This is a genomic window from Microbacterium sp. PM5 (assembly GCF_003293595.1).
GTDB lineage: Bacteria > Actinomycetota > Actinomycetes > Actinomycetales > Microbacteriaceae > Microbacterium.
The window spans coordinates 1,228,296-1,241,403 of sequence record NZ_CP022162.1; the positions used below are offsets into that span (position 1 = coordinate 1,228,296).

The following is a 13,108-nucleotide window of genomic DNA, read 5'->3' on the forward strand; positions in this document are numbered from 1 at the left end:
TCAGCCCTTCGCGACGGCCACCGCGGCGGCCAGCTTCTGCGTGATCGTCGGCAGTGCCCAGGGCAGCGTCAACGCGGTCGGCGAGACCGCCGCCACGTTCTCCGCGCCCACCATCGCTGCGACGGCACCCTTCTTGACGGCGGGGATCAGCTGACCCCGCGCAGATGCGAGGAAGTCGTCGAGCGTCTTCTGATCCTCAGCCTGCGTGAAGATGACCTGAGCATCGATCTTGTCGAGGTTCTCCTGACTGACCGTGGTGTAGAAGGTCCCCTCGCCCTTGTCGAGCGCGGTCACACTCGACGGCGAGACGAAGCCGAGATCCTGCAGAACCTCCACGCGCGGGTCGGCCGGAAGATACATGTAGAACGTGTCCACGTCGTCGTCCACGTAGGCGATCGTGACGCCGGCGAACTCCGGATGCGCCGACGCCGCGTCCTTCACCTGCGCGTCGAGGCTCGTCAGCAGATCGGCGGCCTGCGTGCTCATCCCGAGAGCCTTGCCGGTGATCGTGATGACATCACGCCAGGGGGTCGCCCACGGCGCGGTCGGGTAGGCGACGACGGGGATGCCCGCCGCCGTGATGGCGTCGTAGTCCTTCTGCGTGAGCCCCGAGTAGGGTGCGAGCAGCACATCCGGGTTCGTCTTCAGCAACTCCTCGAGGGGGATGTCGTTCGAGCTGACGTCGAGGATGGTGGGCTTGGCGCCTCCGAGCTTGTCCACGGCGTCTGCGATCCACGGCGGCATCTTGTCGTCGCCGCCCGAGTAGTTGTCGGCGGGGATCGCAACGGGCTGGATGCCGAGAGCGAGGACGGCATCCGTCGCCCCCCACCCCCATGTCGCGATGCGCTCGGGCTTCTTCGTGATCGTCGCGTCGCCGAGCGCGGAGGTGATGGTGACGGGGAAGCCGTCACCCGCAACGCTTTCGGAGCTGGCGGGCGCGGCTGATCCGGCGGCGCAGCCCGACAGCAGGAGCGCGGTCACTCCGGCGATCGCGGCGAGTCCGAGTGCTGTGCGGAGTCGTCTCATGGGTCTTCCTTTCTCAGGGACGTGCAGGGGTGGCCTCGTCGATGAGTGCAGCAGAGCTCGTCGACGGGACGGGGATGACGATCGGGGTGGCGGTGAGGGGGTCAGGGATCACCAGTGCGGACAGTCCGAAGGCACGGCGGATCGTCTCGGCGGTCATGACCTCGGCGGGAGCGCCATGGGCGATGATGGCGCCGGCGTGCATGACGACGAGGTCGTCGGCGTAGCGGGCCGCGAGGTTGAGGTCGTGCAGCACGGCGACGACCGTCGTCCCGCGCTCGCGGTTGAGTTCGCGCAGCAGGTCGAGAACCTCGAGCTGATGACTGAGGTCGAGGAAGGTGGTGGGCTCGTCCAGCAGCAGGATGCGCGGATCTTGCGCCAGGGCCATCGCGATCCAGACGCGCTGACGCTGACCTCCCGACAGATCCCCCACCGGACGCTCGGCGAGCTCGGTGATGCCGGTCCATGCCATCGCCTCGTCGACCCGCGCCGTGTCCTGGGCGCTCCAGCGCTGCAGCAGCCCGCGGCGGGGATGCCGCCCCCGACCGACTAGCTCGGCCACCGTGACGCCGTCAGGCGCGGTCGGATGCTGCGGAAGAAGACCCACTGTCTGGGCCAGCGAGCGGCGCGGGATGCCGCGAACGTCCGCCCCATCGATCTCCACACGACCCGCGAGCGGAGCGTGCAGCCGTGCGAGCGTGCCGAGCAGAGTGGACTTTCCCGAGGCGTTCGCGCCGATGATCATCGTGACCCGACCCGGGGCGATCTCGAGGTCGAGGCCGTCGATGACGCGACGCCCGGGATAGCCGGCGGCGAGGGCACGCGCGGTCAAGCGGGGGGAAGCGGAGTGCGAGGTCACAGCCGGCGTCCTTTCGAGGTGGCCAGAAGCCAGAGGAGGAAGAGAGCCCCGACCGCACCGGTGACGATGCCGACGGGCACGGCCATGCCGGGGAGGGCGTACTGGGCGACGAGGTCGGCCGCGAGCAGCAGCGCGGCGCCCACGACGGCGCTCGTGCCGAGGCCCACCGCTCCGTGGCGCAGGAGCGCTCGAGCGATCGCGGGGGCACAGAGCGCGATGAACGAGATGGGCCCGACGAACGCACAGGTGACGGCGGTGAGCAGCACGGCGCTGGTGACGACCACGACACGCACCGGTCCGCTCGCCACACCCAGCCCGTGGGCGGCTTCGCGCCCGAGCTGCACGAGAGGCAGCCACCGCGACGCGACGATCAGCGCGGGGACGAGCGCGACGAAGACGACGAGCACGACGAGCACCTGCCACCACGGCGTCGAGGCGAGGCTTCCGGTGAGCCAGAGAAGCGCGACCTGGGCCTGTTCGATCTTGGCGCGCACCATCATGAGGTTGATGAGTGCCGAGGTGAGGAACGAGACACCGATACCGGCCAGGATCAACCGGAAGCCGCCGTCACGCAGCGATCGACCGGCGAGCATGAGCACGCCCGCGACGGCGGAGCCGCCCACGAAGGCGAACACGGCGACGAGCGGTCCGGTGGTGCCGAGGAGGAGGATCGCGGACACCGCCGCCAGCCCGCTCCCCCCGGAGATGCCGAGCAGGTCGGGACTGGCGAGGGGGTTACTGAGGAACGATTGCAGGAGCGCACCGGCAGCACCGAGCGCGGCGCCGGCGACGAGCGCCATGGCAGCGCGCGGCGCGCGCACCTGGAACACGACGTACTGCTCGATCCTCGTTCCCGACCCGGTCAGCGTCGCCCACAGGCGATCGGGGGTGATCGGGTAGTCGCCGACCGAGATCGCCACTGCCGCGGCCAGCACGACGGCGACGATGACCGCGACGACGACGACGCGACGACGACGCGTAGCCGCGCGCCGGACGGTCAGCGCGGCGCTCACAGCATGCTCCGACGCGGCTGGAGGACGAGTCCGATCAGAACGGGAGCGCCGATGATCGCGACGACGATGCCGGCCTGCACCTCGCCCGGCGGCGCGACGATGCGTCCCGCGACGTCGGCCAAGAGCAGGAACACTCCGCCGTAGAGCATTCCGAGCGGGAGCAGACGTGCGTAGCTGCCACCGACGACGGCGCGCAGCGCATGCGGGACGAGCAGTCCGAGGAAGACGATCGGGCCGGCGATCGCCGTCGCTCCGCCGCACAGCAGCACCGTCGCGACGATGCCGAGCACGCGGCTGCGGCCGACATCGTGCCCGAGACCGGCGGCGGAGTCCGTGCCCAGGGCCACGAGGTCGAGGCCGCGGGCCGATAGCAGGGCGAGCACGGCGCCGACGACGAGTGCGGGAAGCACGAGCGCGACGGCATCCAGACCACGTGTCGACAGGCCTCCGGCTGCCCAGTACCGATAGACGTCCAGCGCGTAGGAGTTCGTGTTGAGGATCAGGAAGGTGACCGCGCTGAGTCCGGCGGTCACGGCCGCGCCGGTGAGGGCGAGCCGCGCGGGTCCGCCGTCCGCTCCGCGTCCGCCGATCATCGCCACGATCACCGCCGCCAGGGCGGCACCGCCGAAGGCGAACCACACGAAGCCGTCCGGCGACGACAGTCCGAACAGGGTGATCGCCGCCAGCACCGCGACGGAGGCACCCGCGTTCAGCCCGAGGAGTCCGGGATCGGCGAACGGGTTGCGTGTGAGCCCCTGCATGACCGTGCCCGCCAGCGCGAGCGCGGCGCCGGCACAGACGCCGATGACGGTGCGCGGCACGCGCTGCGTCATGACGACGATGTGGTCGGGATTGGAGCCGTCGAACGCCACGAGGGCCTGCCACACGTCGGCCGGGGCGATCTGCCGTGCGCCCACACCCAGCGAGAGCACGACGAACACCGCGAGGAGGGCGGCTCCGATCGCCGCGACGACCAGTGTTCGTCGCGGTCGTACCGGCGCGCTCATTCGACGCGCTCGGACTGCCCGAGACGCCAGTAGCCCATGAAGGCCACGCGCTTGCGGTCGACCCCGCACTCCGACACGAGCAGCCGCCGCAGCGTCTTGACCGTCGCCGACTCCCCCGCCATCCACGCGTAGAACTCGCCGTCGCCGTCCTCGGGGCTGTCCCACAGCAGCTCACGATCGACGTCGATCTCATCGAGGGCCTGAGGTCGGGGCGCCGCGGCGCGCGCGAGCACCTCGGCGTGATCCCGCGTCCACCCGGTCACCGCGTCGATGAGCGCGACCCCGTGCGGACGGTCTGCCCGCACGATCCAGCTGAGCCGCGCGCCGGATGCCGCCGGCAGCTGCGGTCGCAGCGCATCGTCGTCGTCGGGCACCTCGATGAACGCGTCGACCTCGCACCGCGGATCGAGTGACTCCAGGATGCTGCAGATCGCGGGAGCGGCGGTCTCGTCTCCGGCCAGCAGCAGCCGTCGGGCGGTGCCGGGATGCCAATCCAGGCCGATGCGCGACTGCGGGCTGCGCTCATCGGGACCGATGATGACGAGCTCGTCGCCGACGGCAGCGCGCTCGGCCCAGGATCCCGCCGGACCGGCATCGTGATGCACGACGAAATCGACGGCGAGCTCGCGAGCGGCGGCATCCACACGACGCACCGTGTACGTGCGGAACGGATTGCGGCGCGCAGACGGCAGCGCCCGCCATCTGTCGTACCAGTCGCCGGCATGCTCCGCCTGACCGAAGTCGGAGTATCCCCCCGCGACATCGGCCAGGGGCAGGACGATCTTGATCCGCTGATCGAGACCCGCGGTGCCGAACCACTCCAGCTCGGGACCGGTGAACCATACCCTCACGAAGTGCGCAGAGAGCCGCTCGACGGCGCGGACACGGACGGCATACGGGCGGTAGGCCGGGCGGACGGCGGTCGCAGATTCGGTCACACCCTAAGGGTAGCCTTACCTTCTTCAGATGTCACACCGGCGACGCGGAGCTGCGCTCGTGGGGCGCACGCCTCACGCGTCGACGAGACGCCCGATCCGCGCGATGGCTTCGGTGAGAACCTCCGGCCCGCAGCCGAAGTTCACGCGAACGTGGCCGGCGCCCTGCGGCCCGAACTGCGGTCCATGATGGACGGCCACTCGCGCCTCGGCGAGGATGCGGGTGGCCGGGTCGTCGCCCCAGCCGTAGGCGCTCAGATCGACCCAGGCGAGATAGCCCGCGTCCGGCACGCGATAGCGAGCGCGCGGGAGGTGCGCGGCCAGCAGATCGGCAAGCAGACGGCGGTTGAGATCGAGTCGGGCACGCAGGGCGTCGAGCCACTCATCGGATGCCGCGTCCAGTGCCGCGACACTGGCGATCGCGCCCAACAGCCCCGTACGCCACTCCACCTCCGACGGCAGGCCGCGCACGACGGCGGCGGTCCGTTCGTCTCCCGTCACCATCACCGCGCACTTCAACCCCGCGAGGTTGAACGCCTTGGAAGGGCTGGTGACCGTATAGCCGACCGCGGCGGCTTCCGCCGATGACGCGAGAAACGGGGTGAAGGTCGCATCGTCGTAGACGAGCGGCGCATGGATCTCGTCACTGATGACCGCGGCACCGTGACGCGCCGCGATCCGGGCGAGAGCGGCCAGCGTCTCGCGCGAATGGACGGTACCGGTGGGGTTGTGGGGATTGCACAGCAGCACGGCGCGCGCGCCGTCGGAGAGCGCCGCGTCGATGCCGTCCAGGTCGAGTTCCCAGGCCGCTCCCGTATCGCGCAGCGGCACGGGCGCCACACGGCATCCGGCTTCTTCCACCGTCATCGTGAAGGGCGGATACACCGGCGGGGTGATCACGACCGCGTCACCGGGCGCGGTGACCGCGCGCAGGATCTCGACGACGCCCATCATGACATCACCCGTCGTCCGCACACGGTCGGCATCGACCACCCAGTCGAAGCGGCGAACGGCGAACGATGCGAAGGCATCGCGCACGCCGGGATCGGGTGGTGTGTACCCGGTGTCGCCGAGCTCGACCGCCGTGCGCAAGGCGCTCGTGATCAGCGGCGCGAGGGGGAAATCCGTCTCAGCCACGAACAGGGGAAGGACATCGGAACCGTACGTCCGCCACTTCGTACTGGAGCGCCGTTGCAGGGTCTCCAGCGGAAGTGCTTCCAGAGGAATGATGCTCACCCCTCGAGCCTAGCGACGGCGACGCTGCGGCCGCGCAGCCGCCGACATCTGATGACGATCAGATGGCGAACCCCAGCGCGCGCATCATGTCGCGTCCGTCGTCGGTAATGCGTTCCGGTCCCCACGGCGGCATCCACACCCAGTTGATGCGGAAGCGATCGACCACGTTGTCCAGAGCCTGCGCGGTCTGCTCTTCGAGCACGTCGGTGAGCGGACAGCCGGCGGAGGTCAGCGTCATGTGGATGACGAGGGCGTCGTTCTCCTCGTCCCAGCTGAGATCGTAGATGAGACCGAGGTCGACGACATTGATTCCGAGCTCGGGATCCATCACGTCCTTGAGCGCCTCGGTGACGTCGTCGTACTTCTCCGGACTGAGGGTCGCAGTCATGCGTTCGATCCTATGCCTCGACGATGTCGGAGGGCTCGAGGTAGCGGTCATAGCCCTCGTCCTCCAGACGCTCGGCGAGCTCCGGGCCGCCCTCCTCGGCGACGCGGCCCTTCACGAGCACGTGCACGAAATCGGGCTTAATGTAGCGGAGGATGCGCGTGTAGTGGGTGATCAGCAGCACGCCGAGATCGGTCGCGTCCTTCGCACGGTTCACACCTTCGGAGACGATCTTCAGTGCGTCGACGTCGAGGCCGGAGTCGGTCTCGTCCAGCACGGCGATCGCCGGCTTGAGCAGTTCGAGCTGAAGGATCTCGTGGCGCTTCTTCTCACCGCCGGAGAATCCCTCGTTGACGTTGCGAGCGGCGAACTTCGGGTCCATGCGGAGGTTCTTCATCGCCTCCTTGACGTCCTTCGTCCAGGTGCGGATCGCGGGCGCCTCACCGTCGATCGCCGTCTTCGCCGTACGCAGGAAGTTCGTGACGGTCACCCCGGGAATCTCGACCGGATACTGCATCGCGAGGAAGAGCCCCGCACGCGCACGCTCGTCGACCGACATCGCCAGCACGTCCTCGCCGTCCAGAGTGATCGTGCCCTGGGTCACGGTGTACTTGGGGTGACCGGCGATCGTGTAGGCGAGGGTCGACTTTCCGGAGCCGTTGGGACCCATGATCGCGTGGGTCTCGCCGGTACGCACCGTCAGGTCGACGCCATTGAGGATGGGGGTCTCCCCCGCGTCGGTCTCGACCGTCACGTGGAGGTCGCGGATCTCGAGAACAGCCATGTCAGTTACCTTCTTCAGTTCACGTCTTTGAGGACAGCGGGATCGATCAGGACGTCATCCCCGTCGATCGTGACCGCGTACACGGGCACCGGCTCATAGGCCGGAAGGTTCAGGGGGCGGCCGGTGCGCAGCGAGAACGCCGAGCCGTGGGCCCAGCACTCCAGGGTCTCCCCTTCCACGAACCCGTCCGACAGCGAGATGTCGCCGTGCGTGCAGGTGTCGCCGATCGCATGGACCTCACCGTTCGAATCCAGGACGACGGCCATCGGAACGCCGTCGATCTCGACGCGCACCGCGGTGTCCTGGGTGAGGTCGCTGAGGCTGAGCGCCTTCTGCGCGGTCATGCGTGTTCTCCTTCGGCCGCCGTCGCCAGAGCCAGCTCGTCCTCGATCGCGGCGATGAGCTCGTCCTGCAGAGCCGGCACATCGATCTTCTGGACGATCTCGGCGAGGAATCCCAGCACGACCAGACGTCGAGCCTCGTCCTCCGCGATTCCACGCGCCTGCAGGTAGAACAGCTGCTCATCGTCGAAGCGCCCGGTCGCGCTCGCGTGTCCCGCGCCGCGGATGTCGCCCGTCTCGATCTCGAGGTTGGGGATCGAGTCGGCGCGTGCACCGTCGGTGAGCACGAGGTTGCGGTTGGCCTCATACGAGTCGGTGCCCACGGCATCCGGTCCGATGAGCACGTCACCGACCCAGACGCTGCGCGCGGACTCGCCCTGCAGCGCTCCCTTGTAGAGCACGTCTCCGACCGTCTGCGCACCCTTGTGGTGCAGGTAGACCTGGCTCTCCAGGTGCTGACCGGCGTCGGCGAACGACAGACCGTAGAGTCTGCCCTCCGCACCTGCTCCCGCGAGCTCGACAGACGGGTTCACGCGAACGACGCGTCCACCGAGACTGACCACGACGTGGGTCAGCGTCGCGTCGCGATCGACCCGCGCCTGGTGAGATGCCAGGTGAATGGCGTCATCGTCCCAGCGCTGTACCGAGACGACCGTCAGCGCGGCGCCGTCACGAACGATGATCTCGACGTTCTGCGCCTGCTGTGCGGTACCGGCGTGGCGCAGCACGACCGTCGCCCGTGAGTGCGCCTGTGCCTCGATCACGACGTGCGCATGCGCGACACCGCCGCGTCCGGTCAGCTGCACGACGATCGGCTCGTCGAGTTCGACGCCCGAGGGGATGCGGATGAGCGGAGCCTCGTCCTCCTGCGCCCAGGCGATCGCGCTGACACGGTCCTCGGGACGGAAGACCTCACCGCGTGGGGCCTCCCCGACGCGCAGACGGATCTGCTCGACGGACGAAGGCGCACTCACGTCGACGCCGATGACGTCGTGGGGGGCCGGCTCGTCCCGCAGCAGGTCGCCCAGGAGCGCCAACGGGGTGTGCTTCCAGTTGACCTCGCGACCGGTCGGCACGGCGAAATCGGCGGGATCGAACGACGTCGGCCGCTCCGATCGGGTCTGCACCGGTACGAAGCCGGAGACCAGCGTGGCCGCAGGGTCGATGTGACCCTCCGCCCGGATGCTCTCGCCGGCAGGGGTCTGAGTCGCTGTCGTCATCAGCCGACGGATCCTTCCATGCCCATCTCGATGAGCTTGTTGAGCTCGAGGGCGTACTCCATGGGCAGTTCGCGTGCGATGGGCTCGATGAAGCCGCGCACGATCATCGCCATCGCCTCGTCCTCCGGCATGCCGCGGCTCATCAAGTAGAAGAGCTGTTCTTCGCTCACCTTCGAGACCGTCGCCTCATGACCCAGCTGCACGTCGTCGACGCGGATGTCGATCGCGGGGTAGGTGTCCGAGCGCGAGATCGTGTCGACCAGAAGCGCGTCGCAGCGCACGGTGTTCGCGGAGTGGTGGGCGTTGGCGTCCACGCGCACCTCGCCGCGGTAGCCGGCCCGGCCGCCGCCACGGGCGATCGACTTGGAGACGATCGAGGACTGCGTGTAGGGAGCCATGTGGATCATCTTCGCGCCGGCGTCCTGGTGCTGTCCGGGACCGGCGAAGGCGACCGACAGCGTCTCACCCTTGGCATGCTCACCCATCAGGTAGATGGACGGGTACTTCATCGTGACCTTCGACCCGATGTTGCCGTCGATCCACTCCATCGTCGCGCCCTCGTGCGCGATCGCACGCTTGGTGACGAGGTTGTAGACGTTGTTCGACCAGTTCTGGATCGTCGTATAGCGCACGCGCGCGTTCTTCTTCACGATGATCTCGACGACGGCCGAGTGCAGCGAGTCGCTCTTGTAGATCGGGGCCGTGCAGCCCTCGATGTAGTGGACGTAGCTGCCCTCGTCGGCGATGATCAGCGTCCGCTCGAACTGGCCCATGTTCTCCGTGTTGATGCGGAAGTAGGCCTGCAGCGGGATCTCGACGTGCACGCCCTTGGGGACGTAGACGAACGATCCGCCCGACCAGACGGCCGTGTTGAGGGCAGCGAACTTGTTGTCACCGGCGGGGATGACGGTGCCGAAGTACTCCTCGAAGAACTCGGGGTGCTCGCGCAGCGCCGTGTCGGTGTCCATGAAGATGACACCCTGATCCTCGAGCTCCTGCTGGATCTGGTGATAGACGACCTCGGACTCGTACTGAGCGGCGACGCCGGCGACGAGGCGGGCGCGCTCCGCCTCGGGGATGCCGAGCTTCTCGTACGTGTTCTTGATGTCCTCGGGCAGGTCCTCCCACGACTGGGCCTGCTTCTCGGTGGAGCGCACGAAGTACTTGATGTTGTCGAAGTCGATGTCCGACAGATCAGCACCCCAGGTCGGCATCGGCTTGCGGCCGAACAGCTGATATCCCTTGAGGCGGGTCTTCAGCATCCACTCGGGTTCGTTCTTGAGAGCCGAGATCCCGCGGACGACGTCCTCGTTGATCCCGCGCTGGGCGACGGCGCCGGCGGCGTCTTCGTCGTGCCAGCCGAATTCATAGACACCCAGTCCCTCGAGTTCGGGACGGTCGATGAGCACATCCGACATGGGGTTTGCCTCCTTCGTGCCCGGCGGTGTCATCCGCTCCGGCATTCCTGCGCCTGCGCCTGTCTCACGATCGGAGTGTCGTGGGCGAAGGTCGGATGCCGCTTCCAGGGCCGTTTTCGTGTCGTTTTCTCCGACGGGGTCTTCGTCGGGGCGCGCACCGCGCGCGCCTAGACTGTAGGGGGCGTGACGCGCTTCGCGCGCCGCTGTTCCCACCCCTTCAGTCTATAGGCAACACCCCGACGCGGGCGTGGCCGGCGCCCGTCCGGGCGCGCATCCGGGAGGCGACCCCACCATGTCCGCACCGCAGACCTCCAGCCCCGAGACCGACGCCGCGGCGTCCGACGCCCCGGTCGGGCGCGGACTCCTGACGCGACTTCCCGCGCGTGTCGGACGGCCGACGCGCGTGCTCGCGTGGCTCGTGCTGATCAGCAACATCGTGATCGTCGGCACCGGTGGTCTCGTGCGTCTGACCGGTTCGGGGATGGGCTGCGAGACGTGGCCGTACTGCACCCCGGATTCGCTCGTCCCGACGCAGGAACTCGGCATCCACGGGCTCATCGAGTTCGGCAACCGCACCCTCACGGGGGTTCTCGTGATCGTCGCACTGCTCGCGTTCCTGTCCGTCGTGCGATTGTGGCGCACGCGCCCGGAGCTGCCCCGCCTCGTCCTGGCCATCGGCATCGGCATCATCCTCCAGGCCGTCATCGGCGGCATCACGGTGTGGCTGCACCTGCACCCCAGCATCGTCGGGCTGCACTACCTGCTGTCGGCGGCGCTGGTCGCGATCGCCGCCGCCTACGTCGTCCGCGTCTACGCCCGACCCGGCGCGCGCGTCCTCGTCGTGCCGCGCGGGTATGCCGTCGTGGCGCACGTGACGAGTGTCGTCGTGCTGGTCACCGTGATCATCGGCATCCTGCTGACCGGCTCCGGCCCGCACGCCGGCGACACGGCCGCCGCCCGCAACGGCCTGGATCCGATCTTCTGGCAGCATGTGCACAGCTGGCCCGCATACGCCCTCTTCGCGCTCACGGTGGTGCTGTTCGGATGGTCGTACCGGCTGAGCCCGGCGACCGGCATGAGGAGATGGACCGGTCTGCTGCTGGGCGTGGAACTCGTGCAGATCGCGATCGGGCTGTGGCAGGCGCGCACGGGCCTTCCGATCGCGCTCGTGAACATCCACATGATGCTCGCCGTGACGCTCGTGGCGGCGATGACCGCAGTGATCCTGCACATGAAGCAGCCGCGTGACATGCTGGATGCCGGCGACCGGTCCACAGCGATCTCATAGCCGGCGCATCACTGCTCCTCTGGTGGTTCGCAGATAGTCGAAGTGTCGTCGCGCGTGCGGCGACGTGACAGAAGGAGCTTCCCCATGCCCAACACCGCCCGTGTGATCCGCAGCATCCCGTTCTGGGTGCTCGTGGGCGGCTCGCTCGTCGCCGTCGGCGGCGGCGTCTACCTGCTCGTCGACAAGCTGACCGTCATGGCCAGCACTCTCGCCGATGGCACCGCCACCGGCGTCGAGGTCTACGCCGGTCAGATCTGGGCCGTTCTCGGCGCGATCCTCATCGGCGTCGGCCTCATCGGTCTGGCTCTGGCGCTCACCCTCGGTACCATCGGCTCGCTCGCGCGCGGCGCGACGCCGAGTGTCGTCGCCGAGGAGATCGACGTGGTCGAGATCGTCGAGCCGGCGACGAACGCCGCACCGGTGGCCGAGACGGTCACCTCGCCGGTGTCGGAGACCGACGAGCCCGCTCAGGCGTCCGCCGAGCGTCCCACCGTCTGATCCCGCACCCGAAGACACGAAGGCGCTGGTCCCCGCGGGGACCGGCGCCTTCGTCGTCCGATCAGAACGGCAGCAGCGGGTCGATCGCGATGGCGACGAACAGGAGCGTGAGGTACGTGATCGACGCGTGGAAGACACGCATCGGACGACTCTGCTCCCCGCGGACGGCGCGGTTGTAGAGCACATGGGACTCGACGATGAACCAGCCGCCGAAAACGAGTGCGGATGCCGTGTACACGAGTCCCATACCCGCGACCGGGATGAGCAGGAGCGAAGAGGCCACGGTGGCCCAGGCGTAGAGGATGACCTGCAGCCCGACCTGCCGACCGTTGCGGGTGGCGCCCAGCATCGGCACGTCTGCTTCTCGGTAGTCACCCTTGTACTTCATCGACAGCGGCCAGTAGTGCGGCGGAGTCCAGAGGAAGACGAGGAGGAAGAGGACGAAGGGAGCCCAGGTCAGCGATCCCGTGACCGCAGACCACCCGATGAGCACGGGGAAGCACCCGGCGATCCCACCCCAGACGATGTTCTGTTCGGTGCGGCGCTTCAGCAACATCGTGTAGATGACCACATAGAAGAAGATGGCGACGGCGCTCAGTGCCGCGGCCAGCCAGTTGGTGGTCAGCAGAAGCCAGAGCGTGGAGCCCACGGCCAGACTCCACGCGAACACCAGGGCGCCCCGCGGCGTCACCTCGCCCGTCACGAGTGGCCGGTTCTCGGTGCGCCGCATATGCGCATCGATGTCGCGATCGAGGTACATGTTGAAGGTGGCAGCCGATCCCGCGCTCATCGCGCCGCCGATCACCGTCGCTAGCACGAGCCAGAGGCTCGGCATCCCCCCTTGCGCCAGGATCATGACCGGAACGGTCGTCACCAGGAGCAGCTCCAAGACGCGCGGCTTCGTCAAGGCGACGTAGGCGCGGACCTTCTGACCGAGGGAACGAGCGACCGCGACGTCGTTCACCGCGGACACGCTCGACTGCACCATGTCCGCTGACCCCTTCCCCGGCTCACTCCAGATCCTCGTCCAGTCTAGGTCACGACCAATCGGGTGATCGCCCGGGCCACGGACGCCCTGCGACCGGCCGGCATCCGCCGACG

Annotated in this window: 14 protein-coding genes; 2 read left to right on the forward strand and 12 right to left on the reverse strand. The window is 68.4% G+C overall.

Going from position 1 to position 13,108, the window contains the following annotated elements:
• The 11 genes from CEP17_RS06070 to sufB all read right to left on the reverse strand — a co-directional run bounded on the left by CEP17_RS06070 (position 1) and on the right by sufB (position 10,221).
• A complete protein-coding gene (locus tag CEP17_RS06070; protein ID WP_112931618.1) occupies positions 1 to 1,026 on the reverse strand; it encodes an iron-siderophore ABC transporter substrate-binding protein in 1,026 nt (341 codons plus the stop codon).
• 13 nt (positions 1,027 to 1,039) lie between these two features.
• Positions 1,040 to 1,882: an ABC transporter ATP-binding protein gene (locus tag CEP17_RS06075; RefSeq protein ID WP_112931619.1), complete on the reverse strand. Its 843-nt coding sequence runs from the start codon at positions 1,880 to 1,882 to the stop codon at positions 1,040 to 1,042.
• Entirely contained in the window at positions 1,879 to 2,895 is a 1,017-nt protein-coding gene (locus CEP17_RS06080) for an iron chelate uptake ABC transporter family permease subunit (protein ID WP_112931620.1), read from the reverse strand. Before CEP17_RS06080 ends, CEP17_RS06075 begins: the two co-directional genes overlap by 4 nt.
• The gene (locus CEP17_RS06085) at positions 2,892 to 3,902 is read right to left on the reverse strand and encodes an iron ABC transporter permease (RefSeq protein ID WP_112931621.1); all 1,011 of its coding nucleotides are present in this window, start codon (positions 3,900 to 3,902) and stop codon (positions 2,892 to 2,894) included. The genes CEP17_RS06080 and CEP17_RS06085 overlap by 4 nt, the downstream gene beginning before the upstream one ends.
• The gene (locus CEP17_RS06090) at positions 3,899 to 4,840 is read right to left on the reverse strand and encodes a siderophore-interacting protein (protein ID WP_112931622.1); all 942 of its coding nucleotides are present in this window, start codon (positions 4,838 to 4,840) and stop codon (positions 3,899 to 3,901) included. The genes CEP17_RS06085 and CEP17_RS06090 overlap by 4 nt, the downstream gene beginning before the upstream one ends.
• 72 nt (positions 4,841 to 4,912) lie before the next feature.
• The gene (locus CEP17_RS06095; RefSeq protein WP_112931623.1) at positions 4,913 to 6,073 is read right to left on the reverse strand and encodes an aminotransferase class I/II-fold pyridoxal phosphate-dependent enzyme; all 1,161 of its coding nucleotides are present in this window, start codon (positions 6,071 to 6,073) and stop codon (positions 4,913 to 4,915) included.
• Between the two features lie 58 nt (positions 6,074 to 6,131).
• Positions 6,132 to 6,461 (reverse strand): metal-sulfur cluster assembly factor, encoded by a 330-nt coding sequence (locus CEP17_RS06100; protein WP_036318394.1) that lies wholly within the window; start codon positions 6,459 to 6,461, stop codon positions 6,132 to 6,134.
• A 10-nt stretch (positions 6,462 to 6,471) separates the two neighbouring features.
• Complete coding sequence (gene sufC / locus CEP17_RS06105; protein WP_039416096.1) at positions 6,472 to 7,242, reverse strand: Fe-S cluster assembly ATPase SufC; 771 nt, start codon at positions 7,240 to 7,242, stop codon at positions 6,472 to 6,474.
• A 14-nt stretch (positions 7,243 to 7,256) separates the two neighbouring features.
• Positions 7,257 to 7,586, reverse strand: coding sequence for a non-heme iron oxygenase ferredoxin subunit (locus CEP17_RS06110; protein WP_036290568.1), 330 nt, complete (start codon positions 7,584 to 7,586; stop codon positions 7,257 to 7,259).
• On the reverse strand, positions 7,583 to 8,803 hold the full coding sequence (sufD, locus tag CEP17_RS06115) for a Fe-S cluster assembly protein SufD (protein WP_039416097.1): 1,221 nt from the start codon (positions 8,801 to 8,803) through the stop codon (positions 7,583 to 7,585). The genes CEP17_RS06110 and sufD overlap by 4 nt, the downstream gene beginning before the upstream one ends.
• Positions 8,803 to 10,221 (reverse strand): Fe-S cluster assembly protein SufB, encoded by a 1,419-nt coding sequence (gene sufB / locus CEP17_RS06120; RefSeq protein WP_112931624.1) that lies wholly within the window; start codon positions 10,219 to 10,221, stop codon positions 8,803 to 8,805. Before sufB ends, sufD begins: the two co-directional genes overlap by 1 nt.
• A gap of 292 nt (positions 10,222 to 10,513) precedes the next feature.
• Between sufB and CEP17_RS06125 the strand changes: the two genes are divergently transcribed.
• The gene (locus CEP17_RS06125; protein ID WP_112931625.1) at positions 10,514 to 11,509 is read left to right on the forward strand and encodes a COX15/CtaA family protein; all 996 of its coding nucleotides are present in this window, start codon (positions 10,514 to 10,516) and stop codon (positions 11,507 to 11,509) included.
• 84 nt (positions 11,510 to 11,593) lie between these two features.
• Positions 11,594 to 12,007, forward strand: a complete 414-nt coding sequence (locus CEP17_RS06130; RefSeq protein WP_112931626.1) for a dinucleotide-utilizing enzyme — start codon at positions 11,594 to 11,596, stop codon at positions 12,005 to 12,007.
• A gap of 61 nt (positions 12,008 to 12,068) precedes the next feature.
• On the opposite strand, the gene CEP17_RS06135 is transcribed toward CEP17_RS06130, so the two are convergent.
• Complete coding sequence (locus CEP17_RS06135; protein WP_061681572.1) at positions 12,069 to 12,995, reverse strand: heme o synthase; 927 nt, start codon at positions 12,993 to 12,995, stop codon at positions 12,069 to 12,071.
• Between the last annotated feature and the right edge of the window lie 113 nt (positions 12,996 to 13,108).